Raw genomic sequence first — 22,225 nt, 5'->3', positions numbered from 1 at the left:
TCCAAACAAGCTAGCCGCGAGCAGCTGAATCATACGTTCGGCAGTGCCTTTGATTTTGAGGCCGTCAGCCTCGATAGAAATTGTCTTGGCTTTCATCGGTGTTCCTCGGGTAAGCGCCGCCCTCCGGTTACCGGATGCAGCGAGTAGGGTGGGTTATTCGTCGCCGTCTTCGGCGTTCATTTGGATCGATTCGGCAAAGCCCGCTTGCCGCAATTTGCGCGCCACGTTTTCTGTTATCTCGTAGCCGTGGGGCTTAATTTCGAATAGAGGGGCGGACTTCTCCGCACCCAACGAGTGGGCATATGCGATCAGTCGCCATATGGTCGCCCGGTTCTTCGTCTCGCCCAGTTCGGCGGTGAGCGCTTCCAGCCGGTCACGCATTCCCTGGCGGAAGTAGTGACGGATGATGTCGGACGGCCCTTTTACCTTGGGCGGAGCCGGCGGTAGATCTTCGGCCCGCCCATTCAGTACCAGCAGTTGCACCGCCTCGCTGACTTCCTCGACCTCATGCCAGCGCATCAACTCGTCGAGCATCTTCCGGGCGCCGTACGGCATTGTGTGCCGCAACTCCTGCTCGCCCAGCTCCTGCCGCCTCTCGGCAAGCTTGGCCGTACGTTCCTTCTGTTCGGCTGCCATGGCCTACCTCTTCTATTCCGCTGGCCGGCAGTGCGAGCCAGGTTTGACGTTTGCGTTGCTGGGTGCGGGCTATGCGGCGAATCGGTCGCCGCCTGGCTTCGACAGTGGGTAGTCAATCGCGTGATTTTTGAGAACTCGGGCCAGGGTCTTCGTGTTGATCCCAAGCTTCCCGCAGACCTTGCGGCGGCTGATGCCGATTTCCATGAACGCCTTGATTCGCTCTGCCAGTTTGGCGTCTCGGTCCGCAAGGGCTTTCATGTGGTCGGGATTGCCATGCCTGCCGCGAGGTGACGTTTTGAACTTGAACTTGAATTCGATCGACATATTCAGCAGCGCTCGGCGACCTATCCCGGTCATCTTTGAGACTTCGCCCTGGGTATGGCTAGGTGCCAACTCCATCACCTTTTCCACGCGCTTTTTGCGTGCCTCGATCCTTTCTTCAAGCTTGGTATTGGTGGGCTCCGTCAGCGATACAGGCTCAACCCGGCGCCGAACAAAAGGCTTGGGCGCAGGCGGCATCTGGCTGCTGTAGGTGATGGGCTTGGGGATGTAGCCGCTGGCCGGGCCTTCCTCAATCCGCCCGCCGGCCGCCACAAACTCAGCGAACTGGGCGGCAAGTTCTTCCTGGGCAGGGCGCAGGCGCTCTACTTCGTTATGGAGGATGCTGATCATGCTGCTTTACTCCTCATCCGCTCCCGCATTTCCTTCTCAAGGTCGGCCAGCTCTTCCAGGAAGGCCTTTATTTCGGCTTCCATCTCACGGGCGCGCTTGAAATCGAACTCATACCGGAAACAGACGTATTGAAGTTCCTCGGGCAGGCGGTCGTCGTAGCTCACGAAGTCAGCCCACTTACGGCCGGTGCAAGCCATCTGGGCAAGCATCTGCCACTCGTACTGAGGGTCATGCTTGCCTGACTGCATCGTCGCGATATGGGTCGCAGTGTTCGGGCACTTGATCTCAAGCACGCCATCATCACCGGCAAGCCCATCAGGGGATGCGCCAAAGCCTTGGATCGTCGAGTGCATGACAAGGCCGGTCTCAGCCACCATCAGGCCCTTATCAGCCTCGTAGGCCATGCAGGCGAATGGCTCAAGCTCGACGCCGCGCTGCACTGCTGCATTGCGCGAAAGGTCGCTGCCGCCTTGCTGACCGGTAAGGCGCTCGCAAAGCAGCTCCATCATGTAGTTTTTGCGAGTGGCAGAAGGCGCGCCGCCGCGCCCGCTGGCCATCACATCCTTGACCCGGCTGGCTGTTACGCATCCAAGTCGGGCCGCAAACCATTCAGCGCTACGCTGCTCCATCTAACACCTCCTCAGCCTGGCCCTCGATGGGCTCGGCCGCTGCTTTCAGGGCCTCACTGCGCTTGGTCACCTCCGCCTTGAAGCGGGCGTGGCCAGCAGCATCTTTGGCTTGTTTCATGGCTGCTGTGGCGTTGTGGTAAACCTCAGCGAGCGCTTCCAGGCTTCCGGCACGCATCGCCAGATCAATCCAGTCATTCACCATCTCGGTATCGGTTGGTGCGGATCCTTGGATTGACGCAAGGCCTTCGCCGCCGTCGGTGTTCAGGTGGTGAATGGCCTGCTCAAGTCGCTCCGTCTTCGGCCAGTACTTGTAGCCGCGCTTTACGACGGTCTTCTTCATCATCTCGCCCGGGTCGGTTACCCAAGGGCAGGACTTCTGGTTTTTGATCCAGGCCTTCCAAGCGCTTGATCGGTCCCGAATCGCATTCACATCGTCGATGCTCATCGTCTCGGTCAGATAGTCGCCGTCAGCCGTCTTGACCACCACATAAACGCCGACCACATCGCCGCGATCCGTTGCGAATGGGTTGTACGAGTGAGTCGGCGGCTTGTCGAAGCCGTTGAGGGCGAATGAATCGGCCGTGTAGACAAGCTCGGCCTGTGCCCAGCGGATTGCGCCGGTAGCCATGGCCAGGTCCATCAGGCCGATATAGCTGATGTCCAAGCAGATCTTGCCGTCGCGCGGAACCAGATAGGCCTGCTTCTTGGCTGGGTTCAAGCTGATACCAATGGCAGCAATGTTGGTGATGGCATTGACCACTGACTGCCGATTCTGCACGGCAATCTTGGTGGCGTACTCGCTGGAGGTGATCACCTGAATGGCGAATTCAGCCTCGCGCTCAAAGTTCAGCGAGCGGTCGGTCAGGACGTTGGCGAACTGATTGCGCGCACCGTAGATGTCCTGAGTGATTGTTGCGACGGCTTGGCTCATGGTGACCTCAGTAGGAAATGGTTATGGCTGGAATCTTGCGCTGTGCGATCAGGGTGACCGCCTGCTTTGCGCAAGCCTCGGGCATGCCGCCAGCAATGAAAGCTTCCAGGGCTGCTCGGTTGATCGACTTCTTGTGCTCAAGGTCGGCTTCGCGGGCTTCTGCCTGGCGCAGGATCTCGTCGGCAGCAGCGTCGGCGCGAGCCTGCTCAGCAATGCGTGCCTGCTCTACCGCTTCCTCCTGGCGCTTAATGGCTGCGATGCGCTCTTGCTCGGCGCGCTGTTCAGCGGCAACACGGCTTGCTTCTGCCTGAGCCGCTGCTGTGCGTGCTTGCTCAGCCTGTAGTTCCAGCTGCAGGCGCTGGCGTTCGGCGGCTGCCTCGGCGTCCAGTGCAGCCTGTGCGGCGGCGCGCTGAGTGGCTGCGGCTTGGTCCAGTAACTCCTGCTCGCGGCGCGCTGCTGCGTCACGTTCGGCCTGTGCCTGCTGCTCTGCCTGAAGTCGGGCTTGTTCGGCGGCAACGCGGGCAATCTCTGCATCGCGGTCGCGCTGGGCCTGGGCTTCTGCCTCAGCCCGCAGGCGCACTAGTTCGGACTGCTCGGCTTCGTACTGGTTGCGCTCGGCCAGAAGGGCGCGCAACTTCGCCAGCGCCTGATCCTTTGCCTGGGCAGCTTCAGCCAGAAACTCTTCCCAGCTATCGTCAATTGCAATGGCTTCAAGGTCGGTAATTACACGGGCAACCACGGACGCCGGCGGCATCTCGCCGAACAGAGCCATATCCTTGATCTGCTGGATGCCATCATTGTGCTTGGCTACCCGCGCATCTTCGGCGGCCTGCCAGTCGTCCAATGGCTTGCGAACTTCCTTCTGCCACGACTCAAGCGTGTCCCATACGCGCTTGCGCTCAGCGTCGATCAGCTTGGGGATTTCCTTTTGCTTGGCTGAAATCTCTTTACCTACTGCCTCAAGCGCGGTTTTCGACTTAGCGATCTGGTGCGCCATCGAGGCATAAGCCTCACGGCCCTTGCGGGTTGTCAGGTCTGGCAGCACTTTGTTGAATTCATCGACCTTCGCCCGGACCTGTTGAAGCCATGGGTCAAGCCCATTGGCTGTGCTAAACACTGTCAGTGCGGTTTCTTTCGGTGGCACTACAGCCAAATCGGTTTCTGCGGACATGGGGATTCCTTGCCGCGATGCACGCAGCGTTTGAAGGTATTGGTTATTGAGTGATTCGATCAGCGAGGGCGCTGAGCAACATCAGGAAAGTGCAGATGGCGAGGGCAGAGAAGGAGCCGCGCCAGATCAGTAGGCGCCGGGTGCGCTGGCGGGTTTTCAACGTCGGACCCTCACCGCAATCCGGCCACCTTTCATGGTCGGTGCCAGGCGCTGGGGCAGATCCCGCACCAGGTCCTCACGCTTGCGGCCGATGAGCTCGTTGAAGGGAAGGCCGAAACCCAGGATGGCGATGCGGCGCTCGATGTCGTCGAGCTGCTCGTCGATCAGCGATTTAACCGGTGCGATGGTCATGCGGCTCTCCCTTCCCGGCGCTCATAGGCGCGGCGCAATCGTTCGGTGTAATGAGTGTCCTCTTTGGAATCAATGACCCCAAGGGTGCGAAAGATCAGAAGGGCAGTGCCAGCCGAGGCGTTCACCGCGATGACGCTGCACTCAGGATCAATCATCCGCTCGACATACCCTTCAAGCATGCCAACGGCCAAATCGTGCTGGCTGCTCATGCTGCAAACCTCCGCTCTCGGCTCTTGCGCGAGTCAATCTCGTGCCACAGCGCCACGGTGATCTGTGGGCCGTACTGGTGAGCCAGCACCGGCAGCACGTATTCCGGCACATCCATCCGCACGCCGTCTTCGTCGTAGCAGATGCCCGAAACAAGCTTGAATTCCAGCTCGCGACAGCCATGGGCATCCCAGTCGCTATCCCACGTTCCCGGCCGTGCAGGCTCATTCACGCAATGGGTCACCCCCACCTGGAGGACAAACCCCTCAACAACTATTTCGTGTTCCATGGATGCCTCCAGAGTGGCGGGTTAGTCGTAGTAGTCCTGATCGGCCAAGTACTCGGAATGCTCGCTTACAAGCCACTCTTCCATGGAGGCGATCTCGGATTCAGTCATGAAGCTGGTGTCGTCTTTCGACTCCAAATTGATTTCGCAATGGCCGAAGTACTCATCGGGATCGGCGGCTTGCGAACTGAAATTTCCTTTCCGGGCCGAGTAATATGCGACGGTCAGTTTGATAGCGATGTCTTCGCCATCCTTGACCGTCCAATATTCGTAAGTGCGGGCCATGGCGACCTCCAGTGTTTGGGGTTAGGCGGAATCAGTGGCCTGCTCTGAATCAAGAAAGCGGATGCACTCGGGCATCACCGTCCCGATGGAGCCATCAGCAAACTCAACCACTGCAACGGTGTAGTTGCCGGGCCCGGATTCAAATTCCTCGTACTCGCATCCCCACTGATGAAAGCGAGCTTCGCGGAGGTCTTTATTGCCGACTTTTTTGTTGGCTTTCCAGATAGGGGCCATCGTCATTACTGGGCGCATTTCTGATTCCTCAGTGGTTGGTTCACCTGTATTCGTCAAAACTCATGCCTCCCGCTGGTTGCCGATGGGCGCGGGGTAAGTGCTGACGTAATAAAGGCGCGTAAAAAAGCCCAGTCGAAACCGGGCTTTTCCCTCTTTACGTACAAGCCTGCCGGGCGCGTGAGGCGTCGGGCAGCTATTGGCTAGTCCATGATGGTCACCCTCCGTTGTTCGCTCACTGGGAAGGCAGTGGCCACCTATTGAGTCTGCATCGGGGTGTGATCTGGCAGGTGCCAATCTCTGCATCGACCGGTGTTCGTCCCTCCCGGTCTCGCTGGATAGAAGCTGTGCTGCTTGGCGGCAGGATTCAGATCACACCCCGATGCGCTCTCATAGAGAGGATCGGGCAGTTTGCGACAGGCTGTCGTGGCGCTGGTTGTTACTGGTGTTTTGCAAGCTCTGCAGCTTTCTTGTCGATCGATTCCTGACGCTTTGCTTGGGCTTCGCGCTGGACTTCAATTTTTGCAAGACCTGCCGAAACTGCATCAGCCTTGGTTTCGTGAAGATCTGAAAGAGCGTAATGCTTGCCGCTGCAGTTCCTGTCAGTGTGTTGGTAATGGAGGCTACGACTACCTTCTCGAACGATCTCTATTTCCTTCGGCCTGAAGGAAGGCATAAGAACCCATGCCATGTAGGGGTATTTCGTCTTGCTCATCGTCTTGCCCTCGGTTGTTTTCCCGATGACCACCGCTCTGGATGGGCATCAGTGAAAAGGTCCGTCATGCTGCGAACAGGTCTTGCTGGCCCGGCTGAGGCGCGCAGCGCTGGATTCCGGCCCGTATAGCTGACTCCAGCAGTTCAGCGTCTTGCTCAAGCTCATGGAATTCCCCGGAAAATTCGCTCACTGCGCCCCGAATCGCTACCGCTTCGCGCTGCAGTGATGGGATCACGATGTTGAGCATGTTGCCGATCGTGCGCAGATCCAGGCTGCATTCCCGGCAAAGCCGGATGTAGTCGAGCATGTACTTGGGCATGTGCTTCTCCTTCTATCGGGACACTGCACGGATGGTCGACAGCGGCACCTTGGCTTCGATCATTCGAGACAGACTGTAAGGAACCGTGCAACCGCTCTGCTTAGCCAATCGGCATTGTTTGCGGCATTCCTTGTCGGCGGCTTGCTGGTTGTTTGCGCATCCGAACTTCGGCATTTCGTCTACTCCGTTGATTTCCCGGATGACCCTGTCGCCAAGGTCATCGAGGAAATCTGTTCTCTCCACCACGCAACAATTCCGAGTCGTCTCTCACCGGCGTCGCACATTTCGTGTTCGATGCTGTTCCGGTTTGGGAGCGTGGTTTCGCGTACTCACATGTGGGAGTACGGCAGCTACCATAGGCTGCATGGACGACGGTTTAGCTTTCTCACCACCGGGGTTGCCGGTACGTCGTTGGGTCACGTCAGACTTTTAAAGAGCGGGTCAGGCCGTGAGGCCCTGGCGAGTCCCTGTTGGGTGACTCGATGGAGTGAACAATACCTGCAGGTAAAACATTAGGTCAATACCTTTAGGTAAGATATTTTCGGTCGTCCATGAAAAAGCCCGCTCAATGGCGGGCTTAGGGTGATTGTCTTAGGGTTCAGTCGGGAACGGTTTGCAGCTTAGCGAACCTAGAACGGCTGTGAATTTTCAAACTCTTCTCGTTGCTTTAGAGCGCAAAGGTTCAAATTCGCCATGTGAGGCCCGGCATCGCTCAGGTTAATACTCCATCCGCTTTCCGATCCTTTCGGAAAGCCAATTCGCAGATAGCTAGATTCTCTCAGGCTTGCCAAAAATTCAGCCGTGATTGTCCCAGGTATCTCAATGCCTACAACTTGCCCCTTCCCCAGGCCGCTTAGGGTCAGGGAATCGCTACCCGCAAAGTCAATGGTGACAGTTATTTTGGTGTCCGCTGGAATGTCCCATGTCCTTTTGAATAGCTTCAAATTCAATAGGTTTTGGTTGCTGTATTTCTGAATTGCTAGCATTTGCTCGGAGCCGGCTTTCGGAGCAGACACGTAAGCACTACACAAAGGGAGCCCACTTGCAGTTTTTGGGCTTCCAAAGCTCCACTCTGAAAGGGTTTCAGCGTGTGCAGATATACCTGCCATGGATAAAGCAAGGGCTAGCCACAAAGCTGGTTTTTGGATCACCGATAGCTTCCTTTTAGCGATAGGTCGAATAATCACAGGATAGGTGAAGGGAGAGGCTAGAAGCTACGCCCGGTCCACCAGTAAATGATCTGCGCCAGCACTTGGATATCGCCTTCACGGTCGCCAGGCACGTCAATCTCGCGGTATTGGCCGTTATCCGAAATGATTGTCAGGCCGTCCAGGTTTCGTTGGATGCGCTTCACATGATGTTGACCGCGCATCAAGAAGAAGTAGATTGCGTCTGACTCGACAGACGTGACACCGGAATCTACGAGCAGGGCGTCACCGTTGCGGATAGTGGGCGCCATGCTGTCTCCGCGACCCGAGATCAGCCTTAGGTTGTCAGTAGACGTGTAGACGAGGTTCTGGCGCACCCAATTGGCATCGAGGCGCATATGCTCAACAACCATGTTCATTTCTGGCGGCTCCGTGCCTGGACCCATTGATGCGGCTATATCTAAGCGCTCAACCGAAATCGTCGAGCGATAGTTTTTTATTTTTTGTGCAAGCGCAGCAGGCAACCCCTCTACATCGATGACATCTGCGCCGCCCAAGCCCGGCTTATCGAATGCGTATTCATCTAATTCGAATTCCTTCTCTACAGCCCTAGCGAAAACCTCGCCAACATTTTTAGCACCTGGCTTGCCTGGTGGGTATAGGCACCTGGAAATGTAATCAGGTTGCTTGCCCATGCGCCTAGCGAATTCAGCTTTCGCGCCATGCTTACCGATGCCGTATTGCCGGTCGATAAGTAGTTGAAGATTTGCCTTTCTGATCAGTTTTTTATCCATGACACAAATATGCTTTCCGATTACTTATAGGTAAATGGCCTGCGGGTATTGCTTTAATGCTTACCTATGGGTAAGAATTGGCGCATCACTTAGGAGAATCCGTGATGCGAACCAAGCACACACAGTTATTGGAGTGGCTCAAGACAGCCTCGGACGAGGTTGTAGAAAGAACCGGGACCACTCGCGGCTACCTGAAACAGATTGCCTATGGCAACAAGCAAGCATCCGCCAGCGTGGCCTCGTCTCTTGAGCGGGAAACCTGCGGGCTGTTGACTCGCAAATCCCTGCGCCCAAATGACTGGACCGTGATTTGGCCTGAACTCGCGTCGGCGGCCTAATCATGTCGACGAGCCCATTAAGCCAAGAGCAGACCGTAAGGTCCCGCAAGAACTATGCAGTTCTCATGCAGCACCTTGCATCGGTCGGTAATGCCCCTGTCGCGCTTGCGGTCGGTTGCGACGAAGCAACGATCAGCCGCATGAAGCCGGAGAAGTTCGAGCAGTTCTGCCAGATCCTGGCGGTGCTTGATCTGAAGTTGGTGCCGAAGGAAATGCAGTGCTTTGACAAGCGGGACATTGCGACCCTTCTGCACCAGGCAAAGCGCTACATGGAACTGATCCAGCACGTTGATCAGTTGCAGGAAGAATGATCATGGCCAGCAGATCGGCGCACCCAGCGGAAAGCGTGAACAAGGTCATTGACCGGGTTTTGTTGACCCTGGGCGAGTCAGGTCCGGTGCTGGCAGGAACCAAAGAATTTCATATGCAGGAAGCAATGCAGGCCGCGACTTTGATTCGTGGCCTTTACAGCGACGTAGCCAAAAGAAAAGCCCGCAAGGACTGTGTAAGTCATTTGCGGGCTTCTTTGTCTCGTCCGGTTGCAGCCGGGTCGAGTGATATGCACTTCAGGACGGAATGAGTATGAGCAATATAATCCCACTTCGCAATACCGGGGGATTTACCCGGATGGACAACGACCTGTATGAAGCCCTGATTGGGGCTGACCTATCTGGCCGCGAGCTGCGTGTCGCTCTGGCTATTCATCGTCAAACTGCCGGCTACAACCTTGAGAACGCCCGCATTGCTGCCTCCTACATCGCTCAGATGTCCGGCATCCATCGTGAAGACGTTTCCCGCGCCATCTGTGAGCTTATCCGTCAGCGTGTCATATACCGCGTTGGAGGAAGTCGTAGCCCTATCGGTTTTGCACCGATCAATGAGTGGGCAATCGACAAGAAAAACACCCATCAGAACAAACAGAAAGTAGTGCCACAGTGTGGCGTTTCCACCACGTCCAATGTGGCGTTCTTGCCACACAATAAAGACATAAATACAAATCTTACTGCTGACGCAGTTGTCGCCGCTGTCGCTTCGACCGGCAAGGATTTGGAATCTGAACCGGAACAGCAGGGCAACCCAGAACCTGATCAACAAGAACCGGCCAAAGCCGAGCGCATCCCGTACGGCAAGATCGTCGAGATCTACAACACCGTGTGTGGCGATCTGCTGCCCAATTGCCTGACCCTGTCGCCAAAGCGCAAGAATCTGATCAAGGGCTGCTGGAACCTGAAGATCAACGGTGTCCAGCCGTTCCGCAAAGGCGAGTTCTGGACTGCCTACTTCACCGACTGCCTGAACAACAAGCACTGGATCGGCGAGAACGACCGTGGCTGGACTGCTGACATTGAGTTTCTGACCCGCCAGGACAAGGTCCTGAAAGTGTTGGAGGCCCTATGATCACTGACCGCCCACTGGTTGCGATGGAAGCTGAGTACGGCGTTGTCGGCTCCCTGTTCATCAAACCAGACCTGATTGAATCAATCGGCGCCATGGTCAGCCCGACCGACTTCTACGACCAAGACGTTGCCGAGATTTACACGCTGATCCTTGCCGCCCGTTCCGCCGGCCGCCCAGCAGACCCTGTTTCGATTGCCGACATTCGCCACGAACTGTCCAGCGGCGAGCTGACGATGATCCGCGCTTCGGAGATCTACAACGGCGTACCAAGCGCCGCGAATGGGCTTGAGTACGCCCGAATCGTGGTAGAGCGCTCCAAAGCCCGCAAAGTCGCGGAGATCGGTCAAGCCATCATCGACATGGCGAGCCACGCACGACCATTGGCCGGGATCATCGCCGACGCTCAAGAGGCCGTCCTGGCCCTGAACAGCGAAGACGACGAGCCGGATGTGATCAGCCTGCATGAAGCGCTCGGCCCGGTCGTTGACGAAATGGACGCTCGCTTCAATGGCGAGGGCATCAACGGCCACGCAACAGGCCTGAAGGATCTGGATGAACTGGTCCAAGGCCTGCGCGGCTCGCACGTAATCATCATAGCCGGTCGCCCAGGCACCGGTAAAACCACGCTGGGCCTGGGTATCGCCGAAAACCTGACCATCCGCGAAAGCAAGTCAGCGCTGGTTTTCTCGCTCGAAATGTCTGCCAAGGAGCTTTCCAAACGCAGCCTGGCGTCTTCTTCGGCGGTAACGCTTGGCAGCATCGACACCGGCCAGGCCATGGGCAACGGCGAATCGATTACTCGAATCACCGGCGCCGTGAGCCGCATGCACTCTGCCGACCTGCGCATCTGCCAGAAGGGCGGGCTGCCACTGAGCCGCATCCGCAACATCGCCCGTTTTCAGCACCGCGCCAAGCCGCTGGACCTGATTGTCATCGACTACATCGGCCTGATCGCACCAGAGGCTACCTCTCGCCAGCAGAACCGGAACCTGGAGCTTGGCGCGATCAGTCGGGGCATCAAGGCGATGGCCAAGGAACTGGACATCCCGATCATCGTTTTGGCCCAACTCAACCGCAGCATCGAAACGCGCTCGACCAAGAAGCCGCAAATGTCCGACCTGCGCGACTCCGGCGAGCTCGAGCAGGACGCCGACATCATCATGATTGCCCACCGTGACGCCGATTCTGACCTCGGGCGCAGCGGCGTGACCGAGATCGACGTGGTTAAGCACCGCCACGCATCGGTAGGTCATTGCCTGCTCCAGCACCAGGGTGAGTTCGCACGCTTCGTCAACTACGCCGGCCAGCGCGAGCAGCAGCAGGAAGCTTCAGCACCACCACCTCGTAAATCCTCCAAATCCCTTTTGAACGACTTTAACCCACGGGGTGGTTTCTGATGAAACGAGCAAACCCAGCCCAGCTACTCCAATCCCTTGAGATGGCCAACACAATGGTCAAGCACGGAATCCGTTTCGTGTGCATGCCGGTGGTGGATGAGGCGGACGGTATGAATCTGGCCAGCCAGGCCGCCGAGCGCCTGGAGCACATGGCATTGATCGCAGAAGCAGCGGAGAAGCGGACATGAGCAACCACACCAAAGAGCAATGGCTCGTAGACCGCCAGGACTATTGCATCAGCGTAGAGCGAGACGGTGAGCCGCTTGAGATAGCCACGATTGGCGCGATGGACCACAACGGCATCAAGTTCGTGATCGGCGACGAAAGCTGGGCGAATGCTTATCTGATGCGCACCGCTCCAGAGCTGCTGAAGACCCTTGAAGCGATGATGGCCAAGGCCTACAAACAGAATTGGAACGATCATTATCCAGAGCTGCTTGAGCAGGCCGAGAAGGTCATTGCGATGGCCAAGGCCGGTTCTGTGCCGGGTGATGGCGGTGAGTCACTGGAGCAAGAGCTATGACATACGTCCGCGAACAAACATCCGCAGAGCTTTCCGCACACATTCGCAGCTTGCAAAAAATGGCTGGCTGGTTCGATCCGCTTTCCGACCGACTCTGGCAGGAGGTTGAAGCACTCCAGGCCGAAAACGCCGGCCTCAAGACCGGCTACGAAGCCTACGAGCGGGTGAATGCTGAGCTGAAGGCTGAGGTGGAGGTACTGCGCAAGGATGCTGACCGCGCTGCGTACTGGAAACAGCGCGCCAAGTCCGCTGAAGGGCACCTGTTTTCCGGTGATTTCCGGGCGGCGGCAATGGAGCTTCACAAGTACTCGCGATTCGAGTCTACGCCATGGCCCGAACTCACAGGATCGCAGCATGCGCTGATATCAAGCGCTGCAGGAGCGGTGATTGCCACTGTCAACAGACTTCGGGATGCGCGGCGCCCAAAGAATCGAGACGAGACGGATGCAATCATCTGGTGCGCCTGCGGTGACGGCTATCCAGTTAACAGCTACGGTGCCGGATTCATGGCTGCCAACGGGGATGTTTGCGAGAACTGCGATGCCGCTAATGGGAGGGTCGAGCCTCACCTCGATACTCCTGATGAACTGAAAGCGCTGCGCCAAGCGCTGACTGACATCTTCAACCACGTCGAGGGCAACACCGAGTGCTTGGTGCGCGACTTGGTTAACTGGGGTACGCCAAGGATCAACCCGAATGACTTCTACGACGAGTGCGAGGCTATCAAGGAAATTGCCAACGCCGCCCTGGGCCAGGGAGAGCGTGGCGGGCAATCGACCTCAAAAACGTCTCAAAGCGCCGATCCAGAAGGGTCGAAGGGTGGCGGGCAATGACCGACAAGATCAGCGTAAACAGCTCCACCAAGCTATCCGAGGCCATCAACGCCCTGACAGCCATGTACCGGGACAAGAAGTTCGTGGTGGTCTCCCTGCGCCCAGGCAAGGACCGCACCCTTGACCAGAACGCCCTGTGGTTCGCCCTGTACCAGCGAATCGCCCAGATGACCCAGATCGGCGACGTGGAGGACGCCCGCAAGTACTGCAAGCTGCATTTCGGCGTGCCGATCATGCGCAGCGCCGACGCCGACTTCCGCAATGGCTGGAACCTGATGTTCCTGCACCTGGACTACGAGACAAAGATCGAACTGATGGGGCCTTGCTCGCTTTTCGGCCCGGATGGCTTCCCAGTGACTCGCCTGTTCAATCGCGCCCAGGGCATCGCATACACGGACCAGATCGTTGCCGAGTTCAGCGCCAAGGGTGTGGTGTTCACTGATCTGCTGGGCGAGGTGGCGGCATGAGCCATAACTTCAAGCCGGGCGACCTGGCGCTGATCGTTGGGTACAGCAGATCGCCTGAGAATGTGGGGAAGTCTTGTGAGCTGGTGGCCTTCCTACTCCCTGGGGATCGGATTGATTTCCCTGTCATCGGGTTCGACGGCGTGCGCCACACGGGTGATAAGCCTGGTTGGTTTGTCGCTGGGGATGCACTTGTCTCTACGTCTGGATCAACAGGATACACCATGGTGCTTGAGAAGAACCTGATGCCTCTGCGCGGTGACTTCACCCCCGAGCAGCAGAAAGCCAAGGAGGTGGAGGCATGAGCCCGGCCCCTATCTTTTTAATGATTCAGTGCATCCTCGTCATTGCAATGTGCGCAGTGCTGAAGCAGGCCGGAATAGGCCCGTTTGATGCTCCTGCCTCGTTCTGGGCGGTAGCAGCTATTGCGGATGCAATGGCCCTCGTTGGGTTTCTGTGGGGGCGCGACGCATGAGCCTTCCCGCCAAACAACCCAAGCCAAAGACCTGCAAGAACCCAGCATGCAGGGCCTCATTTGTCCCGCAGCGCCTCGGTCAGGCGGTGTGCAGCCCTAAGTGTGCGCTGGCCACCGTAGAGGTGCAGAAGGCCAAGGAGAAGAAGTCGCTGGCCCAGGCCGGCCGCCGGGAGATCAAGGTGCGCAAGGAGGCGCTCAAGACTCGTGGCTACCACATTCGCGAAGCACAGCAGGCGTTCAACGAGTACATCCGCACCCGGGACCAGGCCGCCGGCCACTTCTGCATATCCAGCGGCAAGCCATTGGACTGGAGCGGTAACGCGGTAGATGCAGGCCATTACCGCAGCGTTGGCTCAGCACCGCACCTGCGCTTCGATGAGCGCAACTGCCATGCCCAAAGTAAGCAGGATAACCGGTTCCTTTCCGGGAATGCCGTGGACTACCGGATCGGTCTGATAGCGCGGATTGGCCAGGAGGCCGTCGACGCCCTGGAATCCGACCAGAGCGTGCGCAAGTACACCGTGGATGAGATCAAGGCCATCAAGTCTGCGTACCGGACAAAGACCAGAGAACTCAAGAGGGCTGCAGCATGAACTACCAAAACGTCATTTCTGCAGTCGTCCGCGCTCTGGCAGCGGAAACCATCAACAGTGCCGGTGGGAGCAACGTCGAGCCTCGAGTGCAGACCAGCAAACTGAAGGGGGAAATCACTGGCAAGGATGCGGCCCTACTTGCTGACTGCATCGTGCACAAGCTTCTGCATGCCCAGCTCAGCCCGCGCCACTGGAATGCATTGGTGGCGAAGTACAGCACCCACCGCGGGCGCAAGATCGATTCCATCGGGCGGCTTGTCGCGGTTGTGCCTTCGCCGGCGCCACTGCGCTTCACTCAGCAGGCGGTACTGGTGTGGGCTGTGCCGCAGCAGTCGAAAGGCATCAAGCGCGCCGTGATCGAGGTCAAAGCTCCAAAGCATCGAGAAAACAAGGGTGAGGGCCAGTGGGACTGGCGCAACAAAGCAGCCGACGCAGATGTTGCGCGCGCCAACAAGCACGCCAGGTCGGTGGCCGAGACGAAGCCGGGCGAGATGATCGTCCTCGCCGAGTCGAACTACGACATGACGAACTGGGATGCCCAGGGTCTGACGGAGCGCACCTATCAGCGCTGGAACAAGAGCATCAAGGGAGCGCTGGAGTCGATGGTGGACGAGGCTTTGGTCGATGCACAGCACATGCTTGAGGCCGTAGGGGTTCTGTCTGGTGAGGCCGCATGAAAATAGTCCCTCAAAAGGGCTTGCAATATCATGTCGCCATGTCGCATTATTCACCCATCCTGTCATTCCTGCGTGTGTAGGACTGACTAAAAAGAACCCGGCCACCGCGCCGGGTTTTTTATTGCCTGAGTTTCACCTGTAGCCAGGGCAGCCTTCGGGAAGGCCTGGACGTCGATAGCCGGACAGTGCGACGTACGAGAACAACCCCGGCAGCCCGCGCACCCTTACCTCAATGCTTACAGGGTGGCGCGAGACAGAAACGGCGAGATCGGTGCATAGGGGCGTCGACGCTGGGATCGTCTTTGGCAGACAGCGCGGAAAGACGCGCGCACCTATTCAGGGCCTCGACATTGATCGGGGCCTTTCAGTTTTCGGCTCCACCACACCCATTGCTCCGAGCTGGGAGTGCTGTGTGAGCCGATTCAATTCCGCAGGTCATGGCCTGTCGTATCCCTAACTCCCTGACGGGGAGGAACCGAGATGTCCAACATGCCCTTGAAGATGGCCAGGCCAATAAGCCTCAGCCAGGAAGAGCTGCGCCTGCTTTTTGAATATGAGGCAGATAGCGGCCTTCTCCGATGGCGGGCAAGGGATCGTTCATTGTTCGCTAGCGATAGCCGTTGTCGTGGATGGAATGCCAGGTTTGCTGGTGCTATAGCTGGAACCAAGAAACAGAGTGCGGGAAAGCAATACATTCAAGTGGGCGTGGATGGACGTGTCTATCCATGCCACCGGCTGATATGGATTTTGCTGCACGGGAGTATTGATGAGGCCCTAGTCATTGACCATCTGAACGGGGTAGGGACGGACAACCGTCTGGCGAATCTGCGACTCGTCACCCATTCAGACAATCAAAGGAATCAAGCGCTCCGGGTTACAAATCGGAGCGGGGTGATTGGCGTTTATTGGTGTCGTAAGACAATGAAGTGGACTGGGCAAATAACCGCGAACGGCAAGCACAGGTGTATCGGCTATTACTCATCAATTGATGATGCTGCCAAGGCTCGTAAGGCGCTTGAGGTAGAGCTCGGCTATCACCAGCTACATGGTGTTCCAGGGCCACTGAAGGCCGTAGCTGTTTAGCGCCCAGATGAGGCGAGTAGAGAATGAATATGCCAGAGAAAAATCCAGACACCTGGGCGATAGCGCTTGCGTGGTTGAGCCAGCATTCGCCAATCCTCTATGCGGCTGCGTTGTCCTGTGCGATGGCTGTTCTGCGAATCACCTACGGTGGTGGTACCCGGCGTCAGATGATCGTGGAGGGCGCTATCTGTGGTGGATTGGCCCTTACCATCATTAGCGGGCTTGAGTTCTTCTCGCTCCCACAGAGCATGGCTACCTTTGTAGGTGGCTGGGTTGGCTTCCTCGGCGTGGAGAAGATCCGGTCCATCGCTGATCGGGTAACAGACTTCAAGCTGCCAGGCCGCAAGGTCGATTAATCCGCGCCACGTTTTCACAACCGCCGTTTCGTGGCGCGAGATAGATCAATTTATGACCACATCAAAACCGCGAATTCAGATTCAGGCCGGCAAGGTCGTGTCAACTGATAGTTTGTCGAACATGGTTGCCAACATCGGCACCAATCGCGACAAGCGCACCCACAACGTATTCGGCTTTGAGTTCGTCAACCAGATTGAGCTTGAAGCGGCGTATCAGTCGAACTGGATTGCCCGCCGTATCGTGGACAAGCCGAACGAAGACGCCCTGCGTGAGTGGCGCACGTTCAATGGCAAGCAGGCCAAGGACATCGCGAACGAAGAGCGCCGCCTGGGCGTGCAGCAGGCCTACCTTGATACGTGCTGCTGGGCTGACCTGTACGGTGGTGCCGCGTTGCTGATGGTGACCGGCCAGGACCTGAGTGAGCCCCTCGACCTGAAGAAGATCAAGAAGGGTGACCTGAAGAACCTTGTCGTCCTCGACCGCTGGGACATCCAGCCAACAGAATTCAACCTGACCGACCCGCTCAAGCCAAACTGGATGCTCCCCGAGTACTACATGATGGTGAACGGCGAGCAGCGTATTCACTACAACCACATCATTCGCCGCACTGGGGCTCGCCTGCCGCGCCGTATGCGCATGTTTGAGCATGGCTGGGGTGACAGCCGCCTACGTCGCTGCATGTCTGACCTGCGCGATGTGGTGGCGACCAAGAGCGGTATTGCTTCCCTGGTGCTTGAGGCGAACGTCGACACTGTCAGTGTGAAGGGCTTGCAGGGAGCTCTCGCCAGCGCCCAGAGCGACAAGATCACCGAGCGCTATCGTCTGTTCGGCATGATGAAGTCGCTAATCAACCTCGGCCTGCTTGACCAGGACAACGAGAAGTACGAGCGCAACAGCATCGCCTTCTCCGGCCTGAGCCAGATCATGGAGCAATTCATGGTATGGACTGCTGGCGCAGCTGAGATGCCTGTCACTGAGTTGTGGGGGCAATCAGCCTCGGGCTTGAGTGCTACAGGTGAAGGTGACCGCAAGACCTACGAAGGCACGATCAAAGGCAAGCAAGACGGCCAGATGCGTCTCGACCTTGAGGCGCTTGACCAGGTTCTTATTCGGTCCGCCCTGGGTGACTACCCTGAAGGTCTTGAATTTGAATGGAAGCCTCTATCCCTGCCTACGGGTACTGAACAGGCCCAGGAAGATCTGGCGGACGCTCAATCTGACGCGCTGAGCATTGAGGCCGGGGTCATTCGTCGCAGCCACGCCATGCGCCGCGTACAGTCGAAAGGCACGTACGCCATCACCGACGAACAGATCGCCGCCCAAGAAAAGATCGAGAAGGATCAAGACAATGGAATCGGCGATGACGGCGAAGGTCTCCCCGGCTTCTCCCTTGGAGAAACTGAAGGCGACAAACCTGGCGATGATGGAGCAGCGGAAAAAGAAACCCCGCGCCCCTAAGCCTGTTCTGCCAAGCCAAGAGGCTGAGCGCTACTACAGCGGCCAGCTTCGAGGCATGGTTAGGCTGATGGCTGGGGAACTGGTAAAGGCGCTTGAGCCTGAGCTGAAGCGCTTGAAGCGCGACTACATCGCCGACGCCCTGCCGACCATGGACGGCTGGACTGATGAAGTTCTCGCAGCAATACGCGGGGTGTCGCGCCGTTTCAGCTCATCCCTGTTCGAATCCCAGATCCAGCGGGTGGCGTCCAGCACTGTCAGCCGAGCCGAGGCAGATAACGCCGAAGACTTCCGAAAGTCGGTAAATCAGGCAGTCGGTGTCGACTTCCAGCTAATCACGCGGCCCAAGGGTATGCAGGACTATCTGGAAGCCTCCACGGCTGAAAACGTCAACCTGATTAAGTCGATCCCCGACGAGTACTTCAAAAACGTCGAGACCATCGTACTTGGCGGCATGAAGGATGGGCTCGCGCCAACCGCCATCGCCAAGCAGATACAGGAACAGACCGGTGTAAGCGCCAGGCGGGCCAAGCTCATTGCGCGGGACCAAGTGTCTCAGCTCAATAGCGACCTGACCCGCCAGCGCCAGGCAGCGGCCGGCATAGAGCTCTACAAGGCCGTAGATGCAGGCGATCAACGTGTATCTGGTGCGCCAGGCGGGAAATACCCAAACGCCAAGATCAGTTGCTACGGAATTGCCCGCCAGGACATTGGCTACGGGCCAGGCGTGTACAAGGTCGCCGACGGCGCTCCGTGGGGTGGAAAGACCGGCCTGCACCCCGGAAAGCACCACGTTCTCTGCCGCTGCATCGCCATCGCCATGATCCCCGGCGTGAATTACTTCCCCAGCAAGGGGTGATCCGCCAGGCATTCGATAGCGAACTGAACGACATACGGCGCCGGCCTGTGACTGGGCGATGAAGTGTCGCTCAGGTAGTAGCGAATAACCCTGTCGGACAGGCCCAGCATCGTTGCTGCCTCTCGCTGACTGATGCCAGCCTGCTCCAGAACGCCGCGCAGGTAGTGCGGGCTTGGGTTGTGATTGGACGCATCAGGCTTCATTAGGTTTTAACCTTCACGCCAGCAGCCTCAATGGCTGAGACGGCCTCTTCATAAAATATGACCTCTCCGTAATCTGGCGCCCAGTCCTTCTCAGGAAGAGCGATAAACAATGCATCGCGGGATGCTTCCCAGCCCATCCACGCCATATCAACCCAAGTTGTTGAGTATTCGCCCGATGGATCGCGCTTAAGCACGTTGTCCATGAATTTGTAATCGCGCCTCTTTGCTTCCTCGACAACCCAGGACTCGAATTGCTCGCGTATTTTTTCGGAACTCATCTCGCACTACTCCTGTTCGCCTAGCCCAACCGGCTGGCATGGCTACCAATATAGGAACAGTGTTCCTGTATCGCAATAGGCGAAACCAACCTTATGAAAAGAATGACCATCGATGAGGCCTTCAAGCCTACGTCGCGAACGCTCACGCCTGAAGGATTCCTCTGCGTGAAGGGCATTGCAGCTCGAACAGGGGTTTATCAGTACCTGTCGAGCGAGCTGGATCTGGATGGGCCTGAGCGAATCGTCAACGTCTACCGCTCCCCAGAGGAAGTGTTCTCGCCCGAATCAATGGCGACCTACCTCGACAAGGACGTGACCAACGACCACCCGGACGACCTGGTCGACTCGACCACCTTCAAGGAAGTGTCGGTAGGTCATGTGCGCGGTGTTGAGCGTGACGGCGACAATCTGGTGGTGGACATGATCATCAAGGATCAGTCGGCCATCGACGACATCCAGTCCGGCAAGGCCGAACTTTCCCCTGGCTACCTCGCTGAATACGTGGAAGCCCCCGGCGTAGACCCTGTATCAGGCACCGCCTACGAATACGAGCAGCGTGACATTCAAATCAATCACAACGCCGTTGTAGCAGCAGCGCGGGCCGGAAAGGTCGCCCGCATTTTTGACCACAAACCGAAAGGTATTACCCATATGGCGACCCGGAAAGTCTTTCTGGACTCCAAGAAAAGCCGCTCCATCATCCTGGACGAAGAGGCAGCAACGGTAGTCGAAGACGCCGTGGCAGCCTTGCAAAAGTTCGCGGACGAAGAAGCGGAGCGCGCAGACAAAGCTGAAGCCACCAAGGACGAAGCCGAAGAGAAGCTGGAAGAGGCCAAGAAGGAAACTTCCGACGCCGCTATCGGCCTGCGCGTGAAAGCAACTCTCGACACCATTGCCGTGGCAGCCAAGCTCGTGAAGAGCTTTGACGCCAAGGGCCTGGTTTCCCCAATCGAAATCAAGCGCGCAGCGATGGCGAAGCTTAAGCCGACTCGTGACTGGGCCAGCAAGTCTGACGCTTATGTCACTCACGTATTCGACTCCGCCGCTGAAGAGGCCGAAGAGAAGAAAACCGAGGACGAAGATGACGATGACGACAAGTCGAAAGTCAACGACAGCCTCAAGCAGTTTGCCAAGGACGCAGCTGCTCGCGGCCTGAAGCCGACCACTGATGGCACTGACGCCTACAACAAATTCCTGAGTGGTGGCAAATAATGGGTACTGCAATTGATACCTTTGGCCAGTACGCCGGCAAGGCTTACGAAGGCCAGATCAATGACCTGAGCATGGCGGATGTAACTACCGCTGTTGCCACGGTCGCCATCCCCTTCGGTCGCGTCGTCGTGTCGGACACTGCTGATCGCTCGGGCAAGCTGCCTGCCGCCGGCGCCGGTTTCTTCCTCGGTATCTCGGTGCGCAAGCCTGTCGGTGTCAGTGGCAGCTACCTCACCGGCCAAGTCTCGGATAGCGGCAACGCAGTCGGAGGCTATCGTGCCGGCGAAGAGGTCAGCCTGTTGGCCCACGGCCGCATCTGGGTCAAGACCCTGGCCGGCGCCGTCAAGGGCGCGCAGGTGTACGCCCTGCCGACCACCGGCGAGATCACCAACGCCGCGACCGCTGGCAACCACGTCCTGGCCGGCTGCACGTTCCTGACGGACGCCGCCGCCGGTGAGCTGGTGCTGGTACAGATCAAAGCCATCGCGCCTACCACCATCGCCGCTTAAGGATCAGATCGAATGAAGACTTTCGACACTTCCCCCCAGGCGCAACTGGGCTTCCTGTTGGGTCAACTGACCTACGTTGAACAGGAAGTCCTGCGCCAGCCGTACCCAGAAATCAAATACCCTTCGATCCTGACCGTGGACACCTCGGCGCCTGACTATACCGAGTCGATCGCCTTCAAGGTTCTCGACTACAAGGGTGAGCCGGCACCAATCGGTGATGTTTCCCACGACTTCCCGCTGGCTGAAATCGCTGCCAAGGTCGGCGGTGTTGACGTGGTTCAGGCTGGCCTGGGCTACACCTACACCCAGATCGAAGTCGGCAAGGCCATGCAAATCGCCAACTCTGTCGGCTTCGGCGGCGCGATCAACCTGTTGGCCGAGAAGCCAATCGCGACCCGCACTCTGACCGAGCAGTGGTTGGACCGCGTGGCATTCGTTGGTGACGCTCGCTGGCCTTCGCTGACCACTGGTGGCCTGCTGAAGTATCCAGGCGTACCAGTCGTTGCCACCGGCACTCTGTTGGGCGGCGCCAACAAGACCATCGCGGCGATCCTGGCTGCTGGCGGCGAGACCGCGGCAAACGAGATCCTGACCCTGCTGAACAACGGCATCCTTCGCGTTTACGGCACTCAGACCAACTCTATTTTCCGCCCAACGCACATCCTGCTGCCGCTGATCGAATACGGCTTGCTGACCACCTTCCGTATCCCGAACACCGCGGAAACGTTGATCAGCTACCTGGAGCGCGTGCTTAAGATCACCATCGAGCCAATCCTGCAGGCGGCAACCGCCGGTGCTGGCGGCGGCAACCGCATGATGATCTACACCAAGAACGCCCAGTTCGCCAAGTTCCACCTGCCGATGCCATTCACCCTCAATGCGCCGATCCCGTCGCATGGCGGTCTGCGCTTCGAGGCTGCGGGTGTTGTGCGCACTGCCGGCACCGAACTGCGGGTTCCTTTGAGCCATTTGTACGTAGATGGCATCTAAGGGGGTCGCATGGCAACTCTGACCAATACCAGCGCTAGCCCGCTGGTTATGCCTGACCGCACGATCCAGCCCGGCGAGGTCATCACCGACTTCGACGACAAGGAAGCCGACAAGCTGAAAGACGACCTGTTCGTCAAGGCTGGCTGGCTGAAGATCGAGCACAGGGCGAAAGCCAAGTAACACCCCGCAGCCCCTCCTAACCCGAG

At 57.8% G+C, this 22,225-nt stretch carries 36 protein-coding genes; 20 read left to right on the top strand and 16 right to left on the bottom strand.

Features of this window, described 5'->3' with window-relative positions; genetic code table 11:
* Positions 1-153 precede the first annotated feature (153 nt).
* The 14 genes from FIV38_RS24175 to FIV38_RS24110 all read right to left on the bottom strand — a co-directional run bounded on the left by FIV38_RS24175 (position 154) and on the right by FIV38_RS24110 (position 8,375).
* On the bottom strand, positions 154-636 hold the full coding sequence (locus FIV38_RS24175; RefSeq protein ID WP_092238757.1) for a hypothetical protein: 483 nt from the start codon (positions 634-636) through the stop codon (positions 154-156).
* Between the two features lie 69 nt (positions 637-705).
* The gene (locus FIV38_RS24170; protein WP_092238760.1) at positions 706-1,308 is read right to left on the bottom strand and encodes a hypothetical protein; all 603 of its coding nucleotides are present in this window, start codon (positions 1,306-1,308) and stop codon (positions 706-708) included.
* Positions 1,305-1,937: a lambda exonuclease family protein gene (locus tag FIV38_RS24165; RefSeq protein WP_092238762.1), complete on the bottom strand. Its 633-nt coding sequence runs from the start codon at positions 1,935-1,937 to the stop codon at positions 1,305-1,307. Before FIV38_RS24165 ends, FIV38_RS24170 begins: the two co-directional genes overlap by 4 nt.
* Positions 1,924-2,868, bottom strand: coding sequence for a recombinase RecT (locus FIV38_RS24160; protein ID WP_092238765.1), 945 nt, complete (start codon positions 2,866-2,868; stop codon positions 1,924-1,926). Before FIV38_RS24160 ends, FIV38_RS24165 begins: the two co-directional genes overlap by 14 nt.
* Positions 2,869-2,875: 7 nt before the next feature.
* A complete protein-coding gene (locus FIV38_RS24155; RefSeq protein WP_092238768.1) occupies positions 2,876-4,039 on the bottom strand; it encodes a hypothetical protein in 1,164 nt (387 codons plus the stop codon).
* A 156-nt stretch (positions 4,040-4,195) separates the two neighbouring features.
* Positions 4,196-4,390, bottom strand: coding sequence for a hypothetical protein (locus FIV38_RS24150; protein WP_092238771.1), 195 nt, complete (start codon positions 4,388-4,390; stop codon positions 4,196-4,198).
* On the bottom strand, positions 4,387-4,599 hold the full coding sequence (locus tag FIV38_RS24145; protein ID WP_092238774.1) for a hypothetical protein: 213 nt from the start codon (positions 4,597-4,599) through the stop codon (positions 4,387-4,389). The genes FIV38_RS24150 and FIV38_RS24145 overlap by 4 nt, the downstream gene beginning before the upstream one ends.
* Complete coding sequence (locus tag FIV38_RS24140; RefSeq protein ID WP_092238777.1) at positions 4,596-4,886, bottom strand: hypothetical protein; 291 nt, start codon at positions 4,884-4,886, stop codon at positions 4,596-4,598. Before FIV38_RS24140 ends, FIV38_RS24145 begins: the two co-directional genes overlap by 4 nt.
* 21 nt (positions 4,887-4,907) lie before the next feature.
* A complete protein-coding gene (locus FIV38_RS24135) occupies positions 4,908-5,168 on the bottom strand; it encodes a hypothetical protein (protein ID WP_092238780.1) in 261 nt (86 codons plus the stop codon).
* Between the two features lie 21 nt (positions 5,169-5,189).
* On the bottom strand, positions 5,190-5,420 hold the full coding sequence (locus tag FIV38_RS24130) for a hypothetical protein (protein ID WP_092238783.1): 231 nt from the start codon (positions 5,418-5,420) through the stop codon (positions 5,190-5,192).
* Between the two features lie 418 nt (positions 5,421-5,838).
* Positions 5,839-6,114, bottom strand: a complete 276-nt coding sequence (locus FIV38_RS24125; RefSeq protein ID WP_139273593.1) for a hypothetical protein — start codon at positions 6,112-6,114, stop codon at positions 5,839-5,841.
* A gap of 64 nt (positions 6,115-6,178) precedes the next feature.
* Positions 6,179-6,433, bottom strand: coding sequence for a hypothetical protein (locus tag FIV38_RS24120; protein WP_092238789.1), 255 nt, complete (start codon positions 6,431-6,433; stop codon positions 6,179-6,181).
* 629 nt (positions 6,434-7,062) lie between these two features.
* Positions 7,063-7,584 (bottom strand): hypothetical protein, encoded by a 522-nt coding sequence (locus tag FIV38_RS24115; RefSeq protein WP_139273594.1) that lies wholly within the window; start codon positions 7,582-7,584, stop codon positions 7,063-7,065.
* A gap of 56 nt (positions 7,585-7,640) precedes the next feature.
* A complete protein-coding gene (locus FIV38_RS24110; RefSeq protein WP_170228392.1) occupies positions 7,641-8,375 on the bottom strand; it encodes a S24 family peptidase in 735 nt (244 codons plus the stop codon).
* Positions 8,376-8,479: 104 nt separating this feature from the next.
* On the opposite strand from FIV38_RS24110, the gene FIV38_RS24105 reads away from it, so the two are divergent.
* The 16 genes from FIV38_RS24105 (at position 8,480) to FIV38_RS24030 (ending at position 18,827) form a co-directional block, all read left to right on the top strand.
* Positions 8,480-8,713: a helix-turn-helix domain-containing protein gene (locus tag FIV38_RS24105; RefSeq protein ID WP_092238798.1), complete on the top strand. Its 234-nt coding sequence runs from the start codon at positions 8,480-8,482 to the stop codon at positions 8,711-8,713.
* A gap of 65 nt (positions 8,714-8,778) precedes the next feature.
* Positions 8,779-9,024, top strand: coding sequence for a CII family transcriptional regulator (locus tag FIV38_RS24100; RefSeq protein WP_235861134.1), 246 nt, complete (start codon positions 8,779-8,781; stop codon positions 9,022-9,024).
* A gap of 2 nt (positions 9,025-9,026) precedes the next feature.
* Positions 9,027-9,293 (top strand): hypothetical protein, encoded by a 267-nt coding sequence (locus tag FIV38_RS24095; protein WP_092238804.1) that lies wholly within the window; start codon positions 9,027-9,029, stop codon positions 9,291-9,293.
* Entirely contained in the window at positions 9,290-10,111 is an 822-nt protein-coding gene (locus FIV38_RS24090; RefSeq protein WP_338110279.1) for a replication protein, read from the top strand. Before FIV38_RS24095 ends, FIV38_RS24090 begins: the two co-directional genes overlap by 4 nt.
* Positions 10,108-11,508 (top strand): DnaB-like helicase C-terminal domain-containing protein, encoded by a 1,401-nt coding sequence (locus tag FIV38_RS24085; RefSeq protein WP_092238810.1) that lies wholly within the window; start codon positions 10,108-10,110, stop codon positions 11,506-11,508. The genes FIV38_RS24090 and FIV38_RS24085 overlap by 4 nt, the downstream gene beginning before the upstream one ends.
* Positions 11,508-11,696 carry a DUF1382 family protein gene (locus FIV38_RS24080; RefSeq protein WP_092238813.1) on the top strand — a complete coding sequence of 63 codons (189 nt, stop codon included), beginning with the start codon at positions 11,508-11,510 and terminating at the stop codon, positions 11,694-11,696. Before FIV38_RS24085 ends, FIV38_RS24080 begins: the two co-directional genes overlap by 1 nt.
* A complete protein-coding gene (locus FIV38_RS24075) occupies positions 11,693-12,031 on the top strand; it encodes a hypothetical protein (protein WP_092238816.1) in 339 nt (112 codons plus the stop codon). Before FIV38_RS24080 ends, FIV38_RS24075 begins: the two co-directional genes overlap by 4 nt.
* Positions 12,028-12,864: a coiled-coil domain-containing protein gene (locus FIV38_RS24070; protein WP_092238819.1), complete on the top strand. Its 837-nt coding sequence runs from the start codon at positions 12,028-12,030 to the stop codon at positions 12,862-12,864. The genes FIV38_RS24075 and FIV38_RS24070 overlap by 4 nt, the downstream gene beginning before the upstream one ends.
* Positions 12,861-13,331, top strand: coding sequence for a NinB/YbcN family protein (locus tag FIV38_RS24065; protein WP_092238822.1), 471 nt, complete (start codon positions 12,861-12,863; stop codon positions 13,329-13,331). The genes FIV38_RS24070 and FIV38_RS24065 overlap by 4 nt, the downstream gene beginning before the upstream one ends.
* Positions 13,328-13,633: a hypothetical protein gene (locus tag FIV38_RS24060; protein ID WP_092238825.1), complete on the top strand. Its 306-nt coding sequence runs from the start codon at positions 13,328-13,330 to the stop codon at positions 13,631-13,633. The genes FIV38_RS24065 and FIV38_RS24060 overlap by 4 nt, the downstream gene beginning before the upstream one ends.
* A gap of 166 nt (positions 13,634-13,799) precedes the next feature.
* Positions 13,800-14,396, top strand: coding sequence for a recombination protein NinG (locus FIV38_RS24055; protein ID WP_092238828.1), 597 nt, complete (start codon positions 13,800-13,802; stop codon positions 14,394-14,396).
* Positions 14,393-15,073: a hypothetical protein gene (locus FIV38_RS24050; RefSeq protein ID WP_092238831.1), complete on the top strand. Its 681-nt coding sequence runs from the start codon at positions 14,393-14,395 to the stop codon at positions 15,071-15,073. Before FIV38_RS24055 ends, FIV38_RS24050 begins: the two co-directional genes overlap by 4 nt.
* Before the next feature lie 480 nt (positions 15,074-15,553).
* Entirely contained in the window at positions 15,554-16,156 is a 603-nt protein-coding gene (locus FIV38_RS24045) for an HNH endonuclease (protein ID WP_092238834.1), read from the top strand.
* 23 nt (positions 16,157-16,179) lie between these two features.
* A complete protein-coding gene (locus tag FIV38_RS24040) occupies positions 16,180-16,512 on the top strand; it encodes a phage holin, lambda family (RefSeq protein ID WP_092238838.1) in 333 nt (110 codons plus the stop codon).
* A gap of 52 nt (positions 16,513-16,564) precedes the next feature.
* Positions 16,565-17,971: a DUF1073 domain-containing protein gene (locus FIV38_RS24035; RefSeq protein WP_092238841.1), complete on the top strand. Its 1,407-nt coding sequence runs from the start codon at positions 16,565-16,567 to the stop codon at positions 17,969-17,971.
* A complete protein-coding gene (locus FIV38_RS24030) occupies positions 17,862-18,827 on the top strand; it encodes a phage head morphogenesis protein (RefSeq protein ID WP_249043019.1) in 966 nt (321 codons plus the stop codon). The genes FIV38_RS24035 and FIV38_RS24030 overlap by 110 nt, the downstream gene beginning before the upstream one ends.
* On the opposite strand, the gene FIV38_RS24025 is transcribed toward FIV38_RS24030, so the two are convergent.
* Positions 18,806-19,030, bottom strand: coding sequence for a helix-turn-helix domain-containing protein (locus FIV38_RS24025; RefSeq protein WP_092238844.1), 225 nt, complete (start codon positions 19,028-19,030; stop codon positions 18,806-18,808). The two genes, FIV38_RS24030 and FIV38_RS24025, sit on opposite strands and share 22 nt — an antisense overlap.
* Positions 19,030-19,308: a phiTE_015 family protein gene (locus FIV38_RS24020; RefSeq protein ID WP_092238848.1), complete on the bottom strand. Its 279-nt coding sequence runs from the start codon at positions 19,306-19,308 to the stop codon at positions 19,030-19,032. The genes FIV38_RS24025 and FIV38_RS24020 overlap by 1 nt, the downstream gene beginning before the upstream one ends.
* A gap of 102 nt (positions 19,309-19,410) precedes the next feature.
* On the opposite strand from FIV38_RS24020, the gene FIV38_RS24015 reads away from it, so the two are divergent.
* Genes FIV38_RS24015 through FIV38_RS30040 form a run of 4 tightly spaced genes read left to right on the top strand, consistent with a single transcriptional unit; the run spans position 19,411 to position 22,199 of the window.
* Positions 19,411-20,520: a DUF2213 domain-containing protein gene (locus FIV38_RS24015; RefSeq protein WP_170228391.1), complete on the top strand. Its 1,110-nt coding sequence runs from the start codon at positions 19,411-19,413 to the stop codon at positions 20,518-20,520.
* Positions 20,520-21,029, top strand: coding sequence for a structural cement protein Gp24 (locus tag FIV38_RS24010; protein WP_092238854.1), 510 nt, complete (start codon positions 20,520-20,522; stop codon positions 21,027-21,029). The genes FIV38_RS24015 and FIV38_RS24010 overlap by 1 nt, the downstream gene beginning before the upstream one ends.
* Before the next feature lie 12 nt (positions 21,030-21,041).
* The gene (locus FIV38_RS24005) at positions 21,042-22,019 is read left to right on the top strand and encodes a major capsid family protein (RefSeq protein WP_092238857.1); all 978 of its coding nucleotides are present in this window, start codon (positions 21,042-21,044) and stop codon (positions 22,017-22,019) included.
* Between the two features lie 9 nt (positions 22,020-22,028).
* Positions 22,029-22,199, top strand: coding sequence for a hypothetical protein (locus tag FIV38_RS30040; protein ID WP_159439631.1), 171 nt, complete (start codon positions 22,029-22,031; stop codon positions 22,197-22,199).
* The last annotated feature ends 26 nt before the right edge of the window (positions 22,200-22,225 follow it).

The sequence above is a fragment of the Pseudomonas proteolytica genome (assembly GCF_007858275.1).
Classification (GTDB): domain Bacteria; phylum Pseudomonadota; class Gammaproteobacteria; order Pseudomonadales; family Pseudomonadaceae; genus Aquipseudomonas; species Aquipseudomonas proteolytica.
Note: the sequence above shows the minus strand (reverse complement) of the source record. Positions and strands in the feature narration are given on the sequence as shown.

What these genes read in the sequence shown, in the direction of transcription:
- FIV38_RS30040 (WP_159439631.1), top strand. Translation starts at nt 22,029, where the DNA reads ATGGCAACTCTGACCAATACCAGCGCTAGCCCGCTGGTTATGCCTGAC.
- FIV38_RS24060 (WP_092238825.1), top strand. Translation starts at nt 13,328, where the DNA reads ATGAGCCATAACTTCAAGCCGGGCGACCTGGCGCTGATCGTTGGGTAC.
- FIV38_RS24170 (WP_092238760.1), bottom strand. Translation starts at nt 1,308, where the DNA reads ATGATCAGCATCCTCCATAACGAAGTAGAGCGCCTGCGCCCTGCCCAG.
- FIV38_RS24175 (WP_092238757.1), bottom strand. Translation starts at nt 636, where the DNA reads ATGGCAGCCGAACAGAAGGAACGTACGGCCAAGCTTGCCGAGAGGCGG.
- FIV38_RS24045 (WP_092238834.1), top strand. Translation starts at nt 15,554, where the DNA reads ATGTCCAACATGCCCTTGAAGATGGCCAGGCCAATAAGCCTCAGCCAG.
- FIV38_RS24070 (WP_092238819.1), top strand. Translation starts at nt 12,028, where the DNA reads ATGACATACGTCCGCGAACAAACATCCGCAGAGCTTTCCGCACACATT.
- FIV38_RS24130 (WP_092238783.1), bottom strand. Translation starts at nt 5,420, where the DNA reads ATGCGCCCAGTAATGACGATGGCCCCTATCTGGAAAGCCAACAAAAAA.
- FIV38_RS24055 (WP_092238828.1), top strand. Translation starts at nt 13,800, where the DNA reads ATGAGCCTTCCCGCCAAACAACCCAAGCCAAAGACCTGCAAGAACCCA.
- FIV38_RS24150 (WP_092238771.1), bottom strand. Translation starts at nt 4,390, where the DNA reads ATGACCATCGCACCGGTTAAATCGCTGATCGACGAGCAGCTCGACGAC.
- FIV38_RS24125 (WP_139273593.1), bottom strand. Translation starts at nt 6,114, where the DNA reads ATGAGCAAGACGAAATACCCCTACATGGCATGGGTTCTTATGCCTTCC.
- FIV38_RS24025 (WP_092238844.1), bottom strand. Translation starts at nt 19,030, where the DNA reads ATGAAGCCTGATGCGTCCAATCACAACCCAAGCCCGCACTACCTGCGC.
- FIV38_RS24075 (WP_092238816.1), top strand. Translation starts at nt 11,693, where the DNA reads ATGAGCAACCACACCAAAGAGCAATGGCTCGTAGACCGCCAGGACTAT.
- FIV38_RS24050 (WP_092238831.1), top strand. Translation starts at nt 14,393, where the DNA reads ATGAACTACCAAAACGTCATTTCTGCAGTCGTCCGCGCTCTGGCAGCG.
- FIV38_RS24145 (WP_092238774.1), bottom strand. Translation starts at nt 4,599, where the DNA reads ATGAGCAGCCAGCACGATTTGGCCGTTGGCATGCTTGAAGGGTATGTC.
- FIV38_RS24110 (WP_170228392.1), bottom strand. Translation starts at nt 8,375, where the DNA reads ATGGATAAAAAACTGATCAGAAAGGCAAATCTTCAACTACTTATCGAC.
- FIV38_RS24065 (WP_092238822.1), top strand. Translation starts at nt 12,861, where the DNA reads ATGACCGACAAGATCAGCGTAAACAGCTCCACCAAGCTATCCGAGGCC.
- FIV38_RS24080 (WP_092238813.1), top strand. Translation starts at nt 11,508, where the DNA reads ATGAAACGAGCAAACCCAGCCCAGCTACTCCAATCCCTTGAGATGGCC.
- FIV38_RS24090 (WP_338110279.1), top strand. Translation starts at nt 9,290, where the DNA reads ATGAGTATGAGCAATATAATCCCACTTCGCAATACCGGGGGATTTACC.
- FIV38_RS24040 (WP_092238838.1), top strand. Translation starts at nt 16,180, where the DNA reads ATGAATATGCCAGAGAAAAATCCAGACACCTGGGCGATAGCGCTTGCG.
- FIV38_RS24030 (WP_249043019.1), top strand. Translation starts at nt 17,862, where the DNA reads ATGGAATCGGCGATGACGGCGAAGGTCTCCCCGGCTTCTCCCTTGGAG.
- FIV38_RS24135 (WP_092238780.1), bottom strand. Translation starts at nt 5,168, where the DNA reads ATGGCCCGCACTTACGAATATTGGACGGTCAAGGATGGCGAAGACATC.
- FIV38_RS24015 (WP_170228391.1), top strand. Translation starts at nt 19,411, where the DNA reads ATGACCATCGATGAGGCCTTCAAGCCTACGTCGCGAACGCTCACGCCT.
- FIV38_RS24160 (WP_092238765.1), bottom strand. Translation starts at nt 2,868, where the DNA reads ATGAGCCAAGCCGTCGCAACAATCACTCAGGACATCTACGGTGCGCGC.
- FIV38_RS24010 (WP_092238854.1), top strand. Translation starts at nt 20,520, where the DNA reads ATGGGTACTGCAATTGATACCTTTGGCCAGTACGCCGGCAAGGCTTAC.
- FIV38_RS24140 (WP_092238777.1), bottom strand. Translation starts at nt 4,886, where the DNA reads ATGGAACACGAAATAGTTGTTGAGGGGTTTGTCCTCCAGGTGGGGGTG.
- FIV38_RS24120 (WP_092238789.1), bottom strand. Translation starts at nt 6,433, where the DNA reads ATGCCCAAGTACATGCTCGACTACATCCGGCTTTGCCGGGAATGCAGC.
- FIV38_RS24165 (WP_092238762.1), bottom strand. Translation starts at nt 1,937, where the DNA reads ATGGAGCAGCGTAGCGCTGAATGGTTTGCGGCCCGACTTGGATGCGTA.
- FIV38_RS24105 (WP_092238798.1), top strand. Translation starts at nt 8,480, where the DNA reads ATGCGAACCAAGCACACACAGTTATTGGAGTGGCTCAAGACAGCCTCG.
- FIV38_RS24100 (WP_235861134.1), top strand. Translation starts at nt 8,779, where the DNA reads ATGCAGCACCTTGCATCGGTCGGTAATGCCCCTGTCGCGCTTGCGGTC.
- FIV38_RS24005 (WP_092238857.1), top strand. Translation starts at nt 21,042, where the DNA reads ATGAAGACTTTCGACACTTCCCCCCAGGCGCAACTGGGCTTCCTGTTG.
- FIV38_RS24035 (WP_092238841.1), top strand. Translation starts at nt 16,565, where the DNA reads ATGACCACATCAAAACCGCGAATTCAGATTCAGGCCGGCAAGGTCGTG.
- FIV38_RS24095 (WP_092238804.1), top strand. Translation starts at nt 9,027, where the DNA reads ATGGCCAGCAGATCGGCGCACCCAGCGGAAAGCGTGAACAAGGTCATT.
- FIV38_RS24085 (WP_092238810.1), top strand. Translation starts at nt 10,108, where the DNA reads ATGATCACTGACCGCCCACTGGTTGCGATGGAAGCTGAGTACGGCGTT.
- FIV38_RS24020 (WP_092238848.1), bottom strand. Translation starts at nt 19,308, where the DNA reads ATGAGTTCCGAAAAAATACGCGAGCAATTCGAGTCCTGGGTTGTCGAG.
- FIV38_RS24155 (WP_092238768.1), bottom strand. Translation starts at nt 4,039, where the DNA reads ATGTCCGCAGAAACCGATTTGGCTGTAGTGCCACCGAAAGAAACCGCA.